Raw genomic sequence first — 16,220 nt, forward strand, 5'->3', positions numbered from 1 at the left:
GCGAAGTTGAGTTTAGCGAAGTTGAGTTGAGCAGAATTCAGCGGCAAAAACGGGTTAACTTAAACAAGCCGACACTAAGTTGTCGGCTTTTTCTTGCCTGAAATATCACAGGTTTGCAGGTTGCTATTGAGGGGGGCTAAAAAGCGTCGCGCTCATAGGCCGCGATTGACTTGCAGCAAACCGTTATTCGTTCACTGTGTGTAGTCGCTAACTGCTTTTATTGGGTAGAACAGAGTGCTATCGAGGTGATTGAGTCTTGTTTACCGATTAACGGGCGTGGCGATCCAGACTCATTTTGGCGAGGTCGATTTCTTTTTCTACCCGTGCGAGTTCATCATCAATGCTGTCCAGTGGATTAAGGCACAGACGGGCGCCGCTATAGGCTTTGAGCTGATAACTTTTGCCATCGACCCTGATGGGCTGCCCAAGGCGGCTTAAAAGCCGGTCTTCCAGATGCGACAGCTGGCTTATCAGCGCTTCCTGTTGTAAAACCCAAGCATCGTCTTCACTGCCAAAACACACCAGCACCACAAACTCATCGCCAGCGATACGGGTCACCAGATCGTCACCGCTGACATCGCCCGCCAGCCGCTTGGCCACTATGGTTAACACTTCGTCGGCTCTGGTGCGTCCAAGCTCGTGATTGATAGACGAGAAGTCGCTGATATCCAGATAAATCAGCCCAAAAGGCACCTTGGCCTGTTTCATCGCTTCCATATGCTGGATGAGGGTATCGCGGTTGGCGACACCGGTCAGGGGATCGTGGGCGTCCAGATAGGCGCGCTGTGCTTCGGCTTCCCGAATCGCCGTTATATCGTGGGCCGAGATAATCACCCCTGTGATGTCACCGTTTTCATTGATGTAGGGGTTATGGTGCACGCTCACGAATACCGGCGGCTGAGGAGAGGGCGGATAAATCCAGTGCTGGGTGTGCAGCACTTCTCCGGCAAGCGCCCTGTCAATCAAAGGCTTGATGTGTGCGTCAAAGGTTTCTTCGCCGTGAAGTTCGGCCACCCGTTTGCCTTCAAGCTCGCTGGCAGCTTTACCAAAGGTGATTTCATAGCCGCTCGACAGCACCTGATAACGGTAGTCGGTATCCACGAAGGACATCATGTGGCGGGTGGCTCGTATCATTTCTTTATGCAGGTTAAGCTGGCGTGACACCAGCAGACGCCGATACTCAACACCAATGCGCTGTGCCAGCAGGCGGAAGAACTCCCGCGACTTGGTATTTTCTTCCTGGGGCAGGGGATCCATTACCAGAATATGGCCAAGGGGCTCGCCGTTATCTGCCAATATCAGTTCACCCTGATAACTTTGGGCGCCAATTTGGTGCACCAGACCAAAATCAGGGAAGCTTTTTTGCAGATCTCGGGCAAACAGGATGTGGGTGGCGGATTTCTGCCGATACAGTTTTTCACAGGGGCTGTGGTCGATGGGAAAGCTGAAGCCGGGTAACAGCTGCTTATTGTCGCAAAACCAGAGAATGTCGATGCGGGACATATCGGCGGAAGGTCGGCCAAAGGCTGCCCAGCGGCATTGGGTTACCAACGCCAGCGCCTTCAGAGCTCGCTGAAAGAAACGATCATCTGTGCAGGGTGCTGCCAGTAACGCCAACGCTTCTTCGATATCCGTCATGGTGATCCGTTTCCTGCTCTGGCCTCCGTGCCGTGAAGTGATTTCCCTATGTTAATTACATGTTGCCCAAAAGATCCATTTGTGACAACTGCAGGCTAGCAAATTTTAATTGGTCGTGCGTACGCAATACGGATGTAACTGCTTGTAATTGGGTTTTCTTTGGTTGGATACTCTGTGTTAAGGCTAGCACTTTTTGGCAAGTAATACAGGGAAGCCAGCGCTGATCAGCAGTTCGTTCAGGGCAATCAGTGGCAGGCCGACCAAGGTATTGGGGTCGCGGCCTTCCAGGCGTTCAAAAAGACAAATCCCCAAGCCTTCAGATTTAAAGCTGCCTGCACACCAAAGTGGCTGCTCGGCCTTAACGTACGCAATAATTTCATCGTCCGTAAGGTCACGAAAATGCACGGTAAATGGCTCAACCAATGCCTGGGTGCGTTTGGTGAGTCCATCATACAGCGCCAGTGCCGTATAGAAGGTGATGGCTTTACCACGCTGAGCCTTTAGCTGGGCGATGGCGTTATCTTCCGTCAGCGGTTTCCCGACGATTAGGCCATCAATCAGCGCCACCTGATCGGAGCCGATAATGAGCGCATCGGCAGGGGAGTGAGCTATCAGAGCTTCGGCTTTGGCGATAGCAAGTCGTTCGGTCAGTTGCAGAGCCGATTCCCCCGCCAACGGCGTTTCATCGACATCAGGCGCATGGGCAGAAAAGGGCAGGCCAAATTTTTCAAGCAGTGCTTTGCGCGATGAAGAGGAGGATGCCAGCACCAGAGGCCGCATGGGCTGTACTGTTGCCAAAGGCGCAGATTGGGTTTGGTTCGAAAGCTTTTGCGGTGCAACTAACGGCTGTTCCGGTTTGGAGACAGACTCTGATTGTTTGGCAGGCATAGGCGCGACTATTCTATAGTGATATCGGGAGTGGCATTGTCGCTAACCGTACTCGGCGGGACAAGGCTGCGGCCGATTTTTATTCACCGTTTTACCCATAGCTACAGCTGGCTTTTACAAGCGCTTCTATTTTAGCCGACAGGCGCTTGTGCAGTCCGGGGGCCTTGGGTAGAATTTTGCCTCCGTCAATTTCACTGCTGGCGTCAGGGCGAAAGTGAGATCCCGATAGTGGATTTCACCCTAAAATTCCTTTGACTCCGGCGTGTTGAAGCTATAATATGCGCGCCTTATGCAAACAGTAAAGATACCGGTTTCGATCGATCCGATCCGTGCTGCGGCGAATCGCCTGAGTTATCAGGGGATTGTACCCAGCAAGGTGTTAAAACGATTGAGAGAATTGACAGCCGGCGACTGTTCCGATGTGACAGTGTCGTTGGAATGTGGTGTTGATTTACAGGGGATAGTCTACCTGAAAGGGACGGCTGTGACGGAGCTCACTCTGTTATGTCAACGTTGCATGACACTTTATACCACTGAGGTTACGGTCGACTTTTGCTTCAGTCCTTGCCGGACAGAAGCAAAAATCGATGAGCTCCCGGATGCGTATGACCCTATTGAGTGCGATGAAATTGGCGAAGTACGTCTGCAGCAACTGGTCGAAGACGAGTTGATTTTGGCCATGCCTTTGATCCCGGCGCATCAGAATGATGATTGCAACCAGGGTTCCCAGGACATAGTCGTAGGCGAGATTGAAGCCGCTCAAGAGGAGCGTCCAAATCCGTTTGCAGTGTTAGAAAAACTGAAGAGCAAGTAATCCAGGAGACAGACAAATGGCTGTACAACAGAACAAAAAATCTCGTTCAAAGCGCGGTATGCGCCGTTCACATGACGCTCTGAGCACTGCTCAGCTGTCTGTAGACGCTACCAGCGGTGAACTGCACCTGCGTCACAACGTAACCGCTGACGGTTACTATCGTGGTAAGAAGGTTATCAACAAGTAATTGTTGAACCGCTTATGACGAATCTGACGCTTGCGTTGGATGCGATGGGGGGCGATTACGGCCCCCAAGTCACGGTGCCTGCGGCTGTGCAGGCACTACGACTTCACTCCAAGCTGTCACTGATCCTCGTTGGTGACGAACAACAGCTATCTCCTCTTCTCGCTCAGGCAGACTTCCTGCCAAGTGATCGTTTCTCCATTGTGCATACCACCGAAGTGGTGCGTATGGACGATAAGCCTGCTACTGCCTTAAGAAAAGCCAAAAACAGCTCCATGCGTCTGGCCATTGAATTGGTGCGTGACGGGAAAGCCGACGCCTGCGTCAGCGCCGGTAACACTGGCGCGCTGATGGCCATGGCCAAAGTCATTTTGAAGACCTTGCCCGGTGTCGATAGACCAGCGCTGGTAAGCTGTCTGCCCGCTGTGAGCGGCAAACCGGTTTACCTGCTTGACCTTGGCGCCAATGTGCAGTGCGACTATGACACCTTGTTCCAGTTTGCGGTGATGGGCACAGTATTGTGCGAAGCCGTTGAAAAAATTCCCCGCCCCAAGGTGGCGCTGCTCAATGTGGGCATTGAGGAATTTAAGGGTAATGGCGATGTTCAGCAGGCTGCTCAGCTATTGCAGCATACTCCTCAAATCAACTATGCCGGCTTTGTCGAAGGCGATGAAATCTACACTGGAAAGGTAGATGTCATCGTTTGTGACGGCTTTGTGGGCAACATCACGCTAAAAACCTCAGAAGGCATTGCCAGACTGCTGGTTCATCAATTAAAACAAGGCCTGACACAAGGGTTCATGGTTCGGCTGCTCGCCCGCATGCTGGCGCCCCGTATACAGAAAGTGCTCAGTCAGATGAACCCCGACCACTATAACGGAGCAAGTCTGTTAGGATTGCGCGGGATAGTGGTAAAGAGCCACGGGAACGCAGACGAACACGCCTATATACAAGCAATTAGTCTTGCCTACACCGAGGCCAAACGTCGACTGCCTGAGATGATTAGTGATCGCCTCGAGTCGATTCTTTTAGATATCAATAGCTGATTTCTCCTTAAACTATGCATACAAAAATTCTTGGAACTGGCAGCTATCTGCCGGCTCAGGTGCGTAGCAATCAGGATCTGGAAAAAATGGTGGAAACCAGTGACCAGTGGATTGTTGAACGCACAGGTATTTCGGAACGCCGCATCGCTGCCATGGACGAGACTGTATCTACCATGGGTTACCAGGCCGCATTGAAAGCCCTCGAGATGGCGGGTATTCAAGCCGAAGAACTGGACATGATTGTCTGTGGTACCACCAGCGCGGCCAATGCGTTTCCGGCTGCAGCCTGTGAAATTCAGGCGCTGCTGGGCGTACACACCATTCCAGCCTTCGACGTTGCCGCAGCGTGTTCCGGTTTCGTTTACGCGCTGTCGGTGGCCGATCAGTTTGTGAAAACCGGCGCTGCCAAAAAGGTGCTGGTCATCGGTGCCGACGTGCTGTCACGCCTGTGTGAGCCCGAAGACCGCACCACCATTATTCTGTTCGGCGATGGCGCCGGCGCCGCCGTTGTGGGCGCCAGTGATGAGCCGGGCATCATCAATACCCATATCTATGCCGATGGCCGTCAGGGCGATTTGCTCAAATGCGCGTTCCCGCCGCGTTTGGGTGAGTCTTCAGAAGCCGTGGGCTTTATGCAGATGAAGGGCAACGATGTGTTTAAGGTTGCCGTGACTCAGCTGTCCCATGTGGTAGAAGAAACCCTGCGTCTGAACAATGTCCAGAAGTCAGAAATTGACTGGCTTGTTCCCCATCAGGCGAATTTCCGCATCATCAACGCGACCGCCAAAAAGCTCGATATGAGCCTGGATAAGGTCGTACTGACACTGGCCAAACACGGTAATACTTCTGCTGCATCTGTGCCGATTGCACTGGATGAAGCGGTGCGTGATGGCCGAATTCAGCGCGGCCAGTTGCTGCTGCTCGAAGCCTTCGGTGCCGGTTTTGCCTGGGGCAGTGCGCTGGTGCGCTTCTAAATCCGCCAGGATTTCTGCTAGGCTTTTTACGCTTTTACTCAAAAAGGTTTAATAACAATGGATAAATTTGCCTTTGTATTTCCAGGGCAGGGCTCGCAGGCCGTTGGCATGTTGGCCGATCTTGCTGCCGAATTTCCTGTGGTAACTGAGACATTTGCCGAGGCGAGTGCCGCCCTTGGTTACGATCTGTGGGCGCTGGTGCAGGATGGCCCCGCCGAGCAGCTCAATCAAACTCAAAAGACCCAGCCTGCGCTGCTGACAGCCAGCGTGGCTATTTGGCGCGCCTATCAGGCCAGCGGCAAGCCGCAGCCTGCCGTGCTCGCCGGTCACAGTCTGGGCGAATACTCAGCGCTGGTGTGCGCCGGAGTAATCCAATTTGCCGATGCGGTGAAGCTGGTTGAGCTGCGTGGTCAACTGATGCAGGCCGCCGTGCCGGAAGGAACCGGCGCCATGTACGCCATTATTGGTCTGGATAACGATGCCATCGCTTCTGCCTGCGCCGAGTCTGCTCAGGGCGAAGTAGTGAGCCCGGTTAACTTCAATAGCCCAGGTCAGGTGGTGATTGCCGGTAATAAAGACGCCGTTGAGCGCGCTGCTGCTGCCTGTAAGGCTGCTGGCGCCAAAATGGCTGTAGCTCTGCCAGTGAGCGTGCCTTCCCACTGCAGCCTGATGAAAGGCGCGGCCGATAAGCTCGCCGATGCCCTGGCTGCCATCGAATTCAGTGCACCTGCCATTCCGGTTATCAATAACGTAGATGTGCAGGCGCCAAGCGACGTAGCCGCTATCCGCGATGCACTGGTGCGTCAGCTTTACTGCCCGGTTCGCTGGACCGAAACCGTTGAAGCCATGGCTGCCGACGGTATCACTTATCTGGTGGAGTGTGGCCCCGGCAAGGTGCTGACCGGTCTGGCTAAGCGCATCAACAAATCTGTTTCTGCACAAGCGGTTAATGACGTAGCAAGCTTTGCTGCGCTGACCGAATAAAGGAGTTTTCCATGTCTGTATCTTTGGATCTGACTGGCAAGGTAGCCCTGGTTACCGGCGCCAGCCGCGGTATTGGTAAAGCCATCGCCGTGACCCTGGCCGAAGCCGGCGCCACTGTTGTGGGTACTGCCACCAGTGAGAAGGGCGCCGCTGCCATTTCTGATTATCTGGGTGACAAGGGTTTTGGCCTGGTACTTAACGTAACCAGCAGCGAATCCGTTGCCGAAATGTTTACCGCGATCAAAGAAAAAGCAGGGGATGTTGATATTCTGGTCAACAATGCCGGGATTACCCGTGACAACCTGCTGATGCGCATGAAAGACGACGAGTGGGAAGAGATCATCGATACCAACCTCACGTCACTGTACCGCCTGTCCAAGCCGGTGATGCGCAGCATGATGAAAAAGCGTCATGGCCGTATCATCAGCATTGGCTCAGTGGTGGGTACCATGGGTAACGCCGGTCAGGTAAACTACTCAGCTGCAAAAGCCGGTTTGATTGGATTTACAAAATCTCTCGCCAGAGAGGTTGCATCTCGTCAAATTACGGTTAATGCTATTGCTCCTGGATTTATCCAGACTGACATGACCGACGAGCTGACGACTGAGCAGCAGCAAGGCATCATGTCGCAGGTGCCGATGGAAAGATTAGGGCAGGCGCAGGAAATCGCCAATGCCGTCCTGTTCTTGGCCTCGGACGCTGCCGCTTACATCACGGGTGAAACCCTGCATGTAAACGGCGGAATGTACATGGTTTAAGGGCGAATGGCAGGGAACTGTCGCGTTTGGGTAGTGAGTGGCTGATTAGCTTTGATTTTCGTGGTTAGACCACAAAATCGGGGCTTGCAATGTCAGCCAGATCGAATAAACTACTCGCAATCTTACGCAAGTGCGTAATTTGAATAGGAAAGAAAACTAATGAGCAACATCGAAGAACGTGTAAAGAAAATCATCGTTGAGCAACTGGGCGTTAAAGAAGAAGACGTTAAACCATCTGCCTCTTTCGTAGACGATCTGGGTGCCGATTCTCTGGACACTGTTGAGTTGGTAATGGCTCTGGAAGAAGAGTTTGACACCGAGATCCCTGATGAGGAAGCCGAGAAGATCACCACTGTTCAGGCAGCGATCGACTACGTTTCCAAGAATCAGTAATACTGAATTCCAGAAAACAGGCGGCTTATAAGGCCGCCTGTTTTTGTTTGGGCGCCGGAATTTTCCGCTGGTTGTACCAGCCTCCTTTTGGATTGCCATCTCGCACAATCCGGCGCAATTTGGGCTTCTAGCCTCAAATACAGTTATAAAAGGTGACTCCTGTGACAAAACGTCGCGTAGTGATAACCGGTCTGGGACTGGTAACCCCGGTCGGTAATGATGTTGATTCCACCTGGAAGGCGCTGCTCGCCGGTCAGAGTGGTGTGGCGCCCATCACCAAGTTTGACGCCAGTGAATTTGCGACCCGTTTCAGCGCGTCGGTAAAAGATTTCGACGTTGAGCAATACCTGTCCAAAAAAGACGCCCGCAAGATGGACCTCTTTATCCAGTACGGCATGGCCGCGGGTATTCAGGCCATTCGTGACGCTGGTCTCGACATGGAAAAAGAAGACCCGACTCGCGTGGGTACCGCTATCGGTGCCGGTATGGGCGGTATGTGGCTGATTGAAGCCGGTCACTCTGCGCTGATGGCTGGCGGCCCGCGCAAGATTTCTCCCTTCTTTGTTCCCAGCACCATCATCAACATGATTGCCGGTCACCTGTCTATCATGTACGGCATGCGCGGCCCCAACTTTGCCGTGACCACTGCCTGTACCACAGGTGTACACAACATTGGTTTCGCCGCCCGTTCTATCGCCTACGGCGATGCCGATGTAATGGTAGCCGGTGGCGCCGAAGACGTGACCTGTCCGCTGGGCGTGGGTGGCTTTAACGCCGCCAAGGCACTGTCGACCCGCAATGATGACCCACAAGCAGCCAGCCGCCCTTGGGATCGCGACCGCGATGGTTTTGTGATTGGTGACGGCGCTGGTGTACTGGTAATGGAAGAGTACGAGCATGCCAAAGCCCGCGGCGCCAAGATTTACGCCGAACTGGTTGGTTTTGGTATGAGCGGTGACGCTTTCCACATGACCTCACCGCCGGAAGATGGTGCTGGCGCCGCACTGGCCATGACCAATGCCCTCAAAGACAGCGGCCTTGCCCTGGAGTCCATTGGTTACATCAATGCCCACGGCACCTCAACCCCAGCCGGTGATAAGGCTGAAGCGGCTGCGGTGAAGTCGGTGTTTGGCGACCATGCCTACAAGCTGATGGTCAGCTCCACCAAGTCGATGACCGGTCACTTGCTCGGTGCGGCCGGTGCAGTGGAAGCCATTTTCACCATTCTGGCGCTGAAAGACGGCGCCGTACCGCCGACCATCAACCTGGATAACCCGGATGAAGGTTGCGACCTTGACTTCGTGCCCCACGAGGCGCGTCAGACCAGCTTCGAGTATGCCCTGTGTAACTCGTTCGGTTTCGGTGGAACCAACGGCTCGCTGCTGTTCAAAAAAGGCTGATAGCTTCCACAGCTTCAGTGAAAAGGCGCCTAAGGCGCCTTTTCTTTTGGGTTGCGGATTCCCGACTTGGCCCTTTTCGCGTAAGCTTAAATCACTTTAACAAGATAGGGTTACATCATGGCCGGACAAGACAGGCACCTGACCTTACGTTTTCTCGCAGAGCCCGCCGATGTGAATTTCGGTGGCAAGGTTCACGGCGGCGCCGTGATGAAGTGGATTGACCTTGCAGCCTACGCCTGCGCGGCAGGCTGGAGCGGCAAATATTGCATCACCGCTTACGCTGGCGGGATCCGCTTTGTAAAGCCCATTCATGTGGGCAACATAGTCGAGGTCAGTGCCAAGGTGATTTACACCGGCAACAGCTCGATGCACATCGGCATAGATGTGCGGGCAGGGGATCCCAAGGTCTCCGAGCGTCAACTGACCACTCACTGCATTGTGATCATGGTGGCGGTGGATGATGCCGGTAACCCAACCCCCGTGCCTGAGTGGGTGCCGCAAACCGAAGAAGACAAGGCGCTGCGGGACTCCGCTATCCGGCTGATGGAAATGCGCAAAAAAATCGGTACCGAAATGGCCGCCCACGTTGCGCCCTGAGGCTAATTCGTTTGAAGCCTGGGTGCGGCTCCCCGCGCTCAGGTCACGCTCACAAAAACAACCATAAGCCCGCAAAAGGGCACAGCGCCTATGTCTGAAACCAGCTATTACCTTGCCCTCGACTACGGCACCCAAAGCACCCGTGCGCTGGTGTTTGACTGCCGCGGTAATCCTATTGCCGTTGCGGCGGTTGCCAACGAAAACTGTAAAGCCGGACAAGCGGCCAAAGCTGCCGTGCAGGACGGCGACTACTGCTATGGCCAACTGGTGGCGGCCTGTCGCAAGCTCTTTGCTGAACACGGCTTACGCCCAGAACAAATTGTCGCCGTTACTCTGACCACCCAACGCGCCTGCACCTTGCTGATGGATAACCGTGGCAAGGCGAAGTCGGACGTGTTTATGTGGTCAGACAGACGCATGGTGGAAGGGATGCTTTCGCCGATGAGCTGGTTTTATCGGTTCGGCTTTTGGGTAAGCGGTATGACAGGGCGCATCGATTATTTGCGCCGGGCCGCCAAAATCAATCTGATACGTGAGGTTTTTCCCGGCAAGGTCGATGCCAGCGATAAGATTGGCCTCTTGAGTGGTTATCTGCTGAGTCGCCTTGGGGGCAAGCTGCTGGATTCAAGGGCATCGCAGGTGGCCTATTTGCCCTTTGACTACCCAAATCAAACCTTTGCCGCCAGGCGCAGTTGGCGCTGGCAGGCGCTTGGCTGTAAACCGTCGCAGATGCTGCCACTCATTGATGCCGCAAGGCAGATAGGCACTGTTACTGATGGCTTTGCCGAGCTTACCGGCCTTAAGCCAGGCACTGCGCTGGTCAGTGCCGGTGCCGACAAGGCCTGCGAGGCTTACGCCAATGGTGCAGGTGAGCCGGGCGTGCTGTCATTGAGTCTTGGCAGCGCCGCGACTGTGACCTTGGGAACCCATCGCTATTTTGAAGTGTTTCGCTATGCACCAGCCTTCCCGGGGCTGGAGCCGGGCAGTTTTATGCCCGAGGTGCAGCTTGAACGTGGCTTTTGGTTGCTGTCGTGGGCGCTGGACGAGTTTGGTGCCAGCGACAGGGCCGAAGCAAGCACCCTCGGGCTCACTCCCGAAGCCTATGTGATGAAAGCCATCGCCGCGATCCCACCTGGTGCCGATGGCCTGATGCTGTGCCCCTACTGGGCCCAGGGCGTTATTTACCCCGGCCCGGAAGCGAGCGGGATAGTCGCAGGTTTTCGCCCTGAGCACACCCGCGCTCACCTCTACCGGGCACTGATTGAAGGGGTGCTGATGACCCTTGCACGGGGTGCCAGGCAATTGGTAGCCAAGTCCGGTGGATCCGTCAGGCTTATTCGGGTGAGTGGCGGTGGCAGTCAATCCGACCTGGTGATGCAGCTTGCGGCCGATATCTTTAACTGCACCACAGAGCGATTAACCGTGCGCGAAGGCTCTGGCTTGGGGGCTGCCATGTGCGCCGCAGTCGCCATGGGGGATTATCCAGACCTCGCCAGCGCCAGGCAAAATATGGCAAAATCGGCCAGTCGTTTTGAGCCCGAGCCCGCCAATGTCGCGTGCTACCGGCAGTTATCACAGCGGCATCAACGCCTGTACCCGGCAGTAAAATCATTATTTAAAACACGCTGATCGCGAGACACGAAAGGAATAACAATGGCAAAAGTGGCATTTCTCGGACTGGGGGTGATGGGATATCCCATGGCCGGACATTTGGTTAAGGCCGGTCATCAGGTAACTGTGTATAACCGCACTACCGCCAAGGCAGAAGCCTGGGTTAAGCAGTTTGGTGGCTCCATGGCGCTGACACCAAAACTTGCGGCGCAAGATCAGGACATCGTTTTTACCTGTGTAGGCAACGATAAAGACCTGCACCAGGTTGTGCTTGGCGAAGACGGGGTTATTCATGGCCTCAAGCCAGGTGCCGTGCTGGTTGACCACACCACTGCGTCGGCCGACATTGCCCGCGAGATTGGCGCCTCGCTGACTGCTCAAGGTTTTGGCTTTATCGATGCACCTGTGTCCGGCGGTCAGGCCGGCGCCGAAAATGGCGTACTGACCGTGATGGCAGGCGGAGATGAAGCCGTGTTTAATCAGGTAAAAGACGTCATCATGAGCTACGCCCGCTGCGCTGAGCTTTTAGGCGATACCGGTGCCGGACAGCTCACCAAGATGGTGAACCAAATCTGTATCGCAGGTGTGGTGCAGGGGCTTGCCGAAGCACTGCATTTTGCCCGCAGCGCAGGCCTTGATGGCGAAAAAGTAGTGGAAGTCATCAGCAAAGGCGCGGCTCAAAGTTGGCAGATGGAAAATCGCTACAAATCCATGTGGGCCGGTGAGTACAACTTCGGATTCGCCATCGACTGGATGCGCAAAGACTTAGGCATCGCCCTGGAAGAAGCCCGCCGCAACGGCTCGCACCTGCCGCTGACGGCTCTGGTGGATCAGTTTTACTCCGAAGTGCAGGGCATGGGTGGCAACCGCTGGGATACTTCAAGCCTGCTCGCCCGCCTCGAAAAAAGCCGTAAATAGTCATTGGTTAACGCCATCGTCAGTCAGTTCGGTGGCAGAGTATTTCCAGATAAAAAAAGCCCGCATTATGCGGGCTTTTTTACAGCACTTCTATTGGATTACACAGGGTCTACCACCAGGTGTTCAAGCTCCACAGCGGCGACGGCGTGCAGTGCGTCCATGGTGGCGCCGACCAGAGAGATTTTGCCCTGGGACGACTCGAGCAACACGGCCCGCTTGATGTCGCTGAAGTCACGGTTGTGTCGCACCAGCGCTGACAGCGCCATTTGCATCGGCAACATTGACGGGTTGAAGGCAGCATTTTCGGCGTAGCGGCCACAGAAGCTGGCGCCATCTTGGGTTTGCAGCACCACAGCTGCGTGGCACAGGCTGTATGGCGCGTAAGATAACCCAGCATGATCAAGGGCTTCAATCAGCAAGGGGTCATCGCTTTCGAGCTCAAGTTCGGTTTGCTGCTTGGTAAGCAACGGGGTGGTTATGTTGAGATCTGTCGGCCCAAAGGCATAGGGCAGGTAGTGGCTCAGCGGCGCAGTATCCTGACCGGGCAGGTGAATACGAATGGCCTGACCATCAACCAGTTCATTCATAAACTGGCGACAATGGCCGCAGGGGCTGGCGTTCACTATGATGTCGCTGATGTGGGTCTCACCGCTAAGCCAGGCGTGACTGATGGCACTTTGCTCGGCGTGCACCGAGTGAAACAGTGCCTCGCCCTGAAGCTCAAGATTGGCTCCCATGTAAAAGTCGCCGCCGCTGCCTACGGCAATGGCGCCCACGTAAAAGTCACTCACAGGTGGCCTGGCAAGGGCTGCTGCGATGGGTAACAGCGCCAGTCCCAACCCATGGCTGTCGAGGCCGGAGACATCACAAAGATGCTTGACCTGCTGCGCATCCAAGTGCCCACAAAAGTGCTCGCCCAGCATTGGCATAAGCGCGTCGGCAAGCTCCTTGGGCAGTTCGTTTATCCGGCGGACAAATCTGTCTTGCATGGCCGTTTCCTTCATTGTTAATTTCGCTGACTGACAGTTTAGTGATTCTGTTACAGCGAAAATGGGAGAAGACTCCCATTTTCAGTGGCATTGCCGTTAGAGCGATTGAAGATACTGACACAAAGCCCCAAGAAGCTTTTGCTTTTTTTCATCCTTGGCTGTTTCTTCAAGCAGGTTTTCCAGGCGGATAACGTAATCCGGTGAGCTCAGGCGACCCTGGCAAAACTCACGCCAGCGCAGGTTTTCATCATAGGACAAGGTGAGCGGATAGTTGCGGGCACGATAACGAAACAGCATTTCCGGCAGGCGGGTATCGTCAAATTGCAGCTCAAGGGCGGCCAGATGCTCAGGGGCGGTGGCTCGGATGATGTCCATCTTGGCGCGATCGGCCGGACTGAAAAAACCGCCACTGTAGAGCATATAATCGGGGTCGGTACTGGTATTTTGCGGCTCGTCATCGAACAGTGCAGTGAGCTTTTCACGAATTTCCGGGTGTTGCTTCAAGCGTTTGTACTGTTCGCGGGCAAAGGCCTTATCAATACCAAGCCGCTCGGCATTGGCATCATCCAACGTCTTGGCAGTCGCGATAAAGGGGCACTTGTTCAAATGAATTTGCTTGACCGGCACCGGCAGCTCGTCACTGGCGAGGTCTTCCCGTTTGGTATAAAGCCTTGCACGCAGCGCCTCTACATCCAAATCGATAAGTGGCTGAATGTCCATGGCAAGATTCACACATATCACCGCATTTTTGTTACGCATATGATGCGCGACCGGGGAGATAAGCGTGGCGCAGCCCTGAGCTGCCGGGATTTTTGAGCTGATGTGCACCAGCGGCTGCATCGCCAGTACGTCGATTTGCTCGGCCACAGCCTGTTTGCGTCTCAAGCGGAAATAGTAATCGTACAGCTTGGGCTGCTTTTCTTTGATAAGCCGGGCAAGGGCGATGGTGGCATACACATCCGACATGGCATCGTGGGCTTTGTCGTGGCCAAGGCCATTGGCTGCGGTCAAATGCTCGAGTTTAAAGCTGGGGCTGCCATCTTCTTTTTCAGGCCAGTTAATGCCATCGGGGCGCAGGGCGTAGCAAGCGCGAACCAAGTCGATGATGTCCCAGCGGGAATTACCCTGTTGCCATTCACGGCCGTAGGGATCGATAAAGTTACGGTAAAAGCCATAGCGGGTAACTTCATCGTCAAACCGCAGCGAGTTATAACCGGCTACGCAGGTGTTCGGGCGGCTGAAGATGGCCTGAATGCGGCCCATAAACTCGGTTTCCGGCAAGCCCTGGCGATTGGCCAGCTGGGGCGTAATCCCGGTAATAAGAATGGCTTCGGGGGCGGGCAGATAGTCAGGCGCGATACGGCAATAAAAGGTTTCCGGCTCCTCAATGATATTCAGATCCAGATCGGTTCTGACACCGGCAAATTGCGCTGGTCTGTCCTTGGCGGGACTGGCGCCGAAAGTTTCGTAATCGTGCCAAAATATTGAAGGCGCTACATAGTTGTCCATCATTGATTCAAATCCGTCAAATTCTTAAGTAACGCATTGTTTTTGTGTTTCATTGGTATTTGCAGCCCATTAAAACAATTCAATCCGATTTTGGTTGCTTCTTAACGTGATGAGTACATGTATGTGTACATCAAGTAGCTCTTGTCATAAGCTCTTATTGAAATATGTACACATGGCGTCAAAATGTCTTTATCCGATACCCAGTTACGCGCTATTAACGGCAAAGTATACACGGGGCCAGCGGAGCTTGCAGACCGTGACGGTCTGGGGGTCCGTATTACACCCAATGGCACTATAACATGGCAGTGGCGTTTTCGCTGGCAAGGTAAGGCCAGCCGGCTAACTCTTGGTCGATATCCCGATCTTAAAGTCGCTGCGGCGCGGTTGCTTGTCCCCGAGGTGCGTAATGCGCTGGCCAACGGGACAGATCCGCGGCTTTATTGGAAACATCGCAGCACTCAAGAGGGCAAGCTTACGCTGAAGGAGTTGTGCCAGCAATTTTTGGATGTGCGTTCGCCTGGGCTTAAACCTGGCACTGTGGCCACTTATCGCTCGGCGTTTAATACGCATCTGTTTGATGCGTTCCCAGGGCGCCCGGTAGAGGATGTGGCGATGGGGGAGTGGATTGATTTTTTTGACGGGATTGCGAAACAGAGCCGCGTTACTTCCGGGGCAATGCTTAAGCACGTTAAGGCCATTCTTAATTGGGCGGTCAGGCGTCAGCTGATTTCGAATGTTGATGTGCTACTGCTTAGGGTTGCCGATGTGGGGTCACCTTCAAAGGTAGGTGATCGGGTGCTGACGGTGGTTGAGTGCGGCAAAATCTGGCGGGAGCTGGACAAGAGCCGTGCCACCAATTCGGTGCTAAATGCCATCAAGGCCTGCATGCTGAGTGGGGCACGGATATCGGAACTACTGAACTCGCGGCGGGAAGAGTTTGATCTTGAGTCTATGGTGTGGACCGTGCCTAGCCGAAACAGTAAAACCAATCTGGCGATTCGGCGGGCTATCACGCCAGCGCTGCTTGAGATTTTGCAGCAGCAGTGGTCGCTGTATCGGTCGCCATGGACTTTTCCGGCCCCTAATGAGCACCGGAAGCCACTTGGTATTGCCTCGGTGAATAAGCTAACCAGGGAGCTTCGTGAGCGCATGGATATTCCCACCTGGCGCTTGCATGATTTTCGGCGCACCTTATCTACCCGCCTCAGTGAGGCGGGGGTGCTGCCCCATGTCACAGAAAAGATGCTGGGGCATGTGCTCGGCGGGGTGATGGCGGTGTACAACAAGCATGATTGGCTGGATGAGCAAGCCAAGGCTTATATGCTGTGGGCGGATAAGGTGCTGGGTGCGGTAAGGACCGAACAGCGATGATATGGTGTTGGTAAATTAAATCAGCCTTGTCAGGATTACTTGTATCTGTTTTCTTTTCCAAAGAACTCATAATTTGAACTGGACAAATTCCGCTAAACCAAGGAATAATCAGTGAAGTATCCGATATTCTTTAATTGGGATGAGAT

The 16,220-nt window shown here is 54.2% G+C and carries 16 protein-coding genes; 12 read left to right on the forward strand and 4 right to left on the reverse strand.

Annotated elements, in window-relative coordinates; genetic code table 11:
- Positions 1 to 267 precede the first annotated feature (267 nt).
- On the reverse strand, positions 268 to 1,638 hold the full coding sequence (locus MJ923_RS07645) for a GGDEF domain-containing protein (protein WP_240590572.1): 1,371 nt from the start codon (positions 1,636 to 1,638) through the stop codon (positions 268 to 270).
- A 183-nt stretch (positions 1,639 to 1,821) separates the two neighbouring features.
- Positions 1,822 to 2,418, reverse strand: coding sequence for a Maf family protein (locus tag MJ923_RS07650; protein WP_240590573.1), 597 nt, complete (start codon positions 2,416 to 2,418; stop codon positions 1,822 to 1,824).
- A 397-nt stretch (positions 2,419 to 2,815) separates the two neighbouring features.
- Here MJ923_RS07650 and yceD point away from each other — a divergent pair, with 397 nt between their 5' ends.
- The 11 genes from yceD to MJ923_RS07705 all read left to right on the forward strand — a co-directional run bounded on the left by yceD (position 2,816) and on the right by MJ923_RS07705 (position 12,205).
- On the forward strand, positions 2,816 to 3,340 hold the full coding sequence (gene yceD / locus MJ923_RS07655; protein WP_240590574.1) for a 23S rRNA accumulation protein YceD: 525 nt from the start codon (positions 2,816 to 2,818) through the stop codon (positions 3,338 to 3,340).
- 16 nt (positions 3,341 to 3,356) lie between these two features.
- The gene (gene rpmF, locus MJ923_RS07660; RefSeq protein WP_011760097.1) at positions 3,357 to 3,527 is read left to right on the forward strand and encodes a 50S ribosomal protein L32; all 171 of its coding nucleotides are present in this window, start codon (positions 3,357 to 3,359) and stop codon (positions 3,525 to 3,527) included.
- 14 nt (positions 3,528 to 3,541) lie between these two features.
- Complete coding sequence (plsX, locus tag MJ923_RS07665; protein WP_240590575.1) at positions 3,542 to 4,570, forward strand: phosphate acyltransferase PlsX; 1,029 nt, start codon at positions 3,542 to 3,544, stop codon at positions 4,568 to 4,570.
- Positions 4,571 to 4,584: 14 nt separating this feature from the next.
- Positions 4,585 to 5,544, forward strand: a complete 960-nt coding sequence (locus MJ923_RS07670; protein ID WP_240590576.1) for a beta-ketoacyl-ACP synthase III — start codon at positions 4,585 to 4,587, stop codon at positions 5,542 to 5,544.
- Positions 5,545 to 5,601: 57 nt separating this feature from the next.
- Complete coding sequence (gene fabD, locus MJ923_RS07675; RefSeq protein WP_240590577.1) at positions 5,602 to 6,528, forward strand: ACP S-malonyltransferase; 927 nt, start codon at positions 5,602 to 5,604, stop codon at positions 6,526 to 6,528.
- 11 nt (positions 6,529 to 6,539) lie between these two features.
- Positions 6,540 to 7,286 (forward strand): 3-oxoacyl-ACP reductase FabG, encoded by a 747-nt coding sequence (gene fabG, locus MJ923_RS07680; RefSeq protein ID WP_240590578.1) that lies wholly within the window; start codon positions 6,540 to 6,542, stop codon positions 7,284 to 7,286.
- 159 nt (positions 7,287 to 7,445) lie between these two features.
- On the forward strand, positions 7,446 to 7,679 hold the full coding sequence (gene acpP / locus MJ923_RS07685) for an acyl carrier protein (RefSeq protein WP_011760092.1): 234 nt from the start codon (positions 7,446 to 7,448) through the stop codon (positions 7,677 to 7,679).
- 161 nt (positions 7,680 to 7,840) lie between these two features.
- A complete protein-coding gene (gene fabF, locus MJ923_RS07690) occupies positions 7,841 to 9,079 on the forward strand; it encodes a beta-ketoacyl-ACP synthase II (protein WP_240590579.1) in 1,239 nt (412 codons plus the stop codon).
- Between the two features lie 117 nt (positions 9,080 to 9,196).
- A complete protein-coding gene (locus MJ923_RS07695) occupies positions 9,197 to 9,676 on the forward strand; it encodes an acyl-CoA thioesterase (protein WP_240590580.1) in 480 nt (159 codons plus the stop codon).
- 90 nt (positions 9,677 to 9,766) lie between these two features.
- Positions 9,767 to 11,305, forward strand: a complete 1,539-nt coding sequence (locus MJ923_RS07700; RefSeq protein ID WP_240590581.1) for an FGGY-family carbohydrate kinase — start codon at positions 9,767 to 9,769, stop codon at positions 11,303 to 11,305.
- 24 nt (positions 11,306 to 11,329) lie between these two features.
- Entirely contained in the window at positions 11,330 to 12,205 is an 876-nt protein-coding gene (locus MJ923_RS07705) for an NAD(P)-dependent oxidoreductase (RefSeq protein ID WP_240590582.1), read from the forward strand.
- A 98-nt stretch (positions 12,206 to 12,303) separates the two neighbouring features.
- On the opposite strand, the gene cdd is transcribed toward MJ923_RS07705, so the two are convergent.
- A complete protein-coding gene (cdd, locus tag MJ923_RS07710) occupies positions 12,304 to 13,194 on the reverse strand; it encodes a cytidine deaminase (RefSeq protein ID WP_240590583.1) in 891 nt (296 codons plus the stop codon).
- A gap of 96 nt (positions 13,195 to 13,290) precedes the next feature.
- The gene (gene sbcB, locus MJ923_RS07715; RefSeq protein WP_240590879.1) at positions 13,291 to 14,703 is read right to left on the reverse strand and encodes an exodeoxyribonuclease I; all 1,413 of its coding nucleotides are present in this window, start codon (positions 14,701 to 14,703) and stop codon (positions 13,291 to 13,293) included.
- A 183-nt stretch (positions 14,704 to 14,886) separates the two neighbouring features.
- Here sbcB and MJ923_RS07720 point away from each other — a divergent pair, with 183 nt between their 5' ends.
- Positions 14,887 to 16,074: a tyrosine-type recombinase/integrase gene (locus MJ923_RS07720; RefSeq protein ID WP_240590584.1), complete on the forward strand. Its 1,188-nt coding sequence runs from the start codon at positions 14,887 to 14,889 to the stop codon at positions 16,072 to 16,074.
- The last annotated feature ends 146 nt before the right edge of the window (positions 16,075 to 16,220 follow it).

The sequence above is a fragment of the Shewanella zhuhaiensis genome, assembly GCF_022484835.1.
GTDB lineage: Bacteria > Pseudomonadota > Gammaproteobacteria > Enterobacterales > Shewanellaceae > Shewanella > Shewanella khirikhana.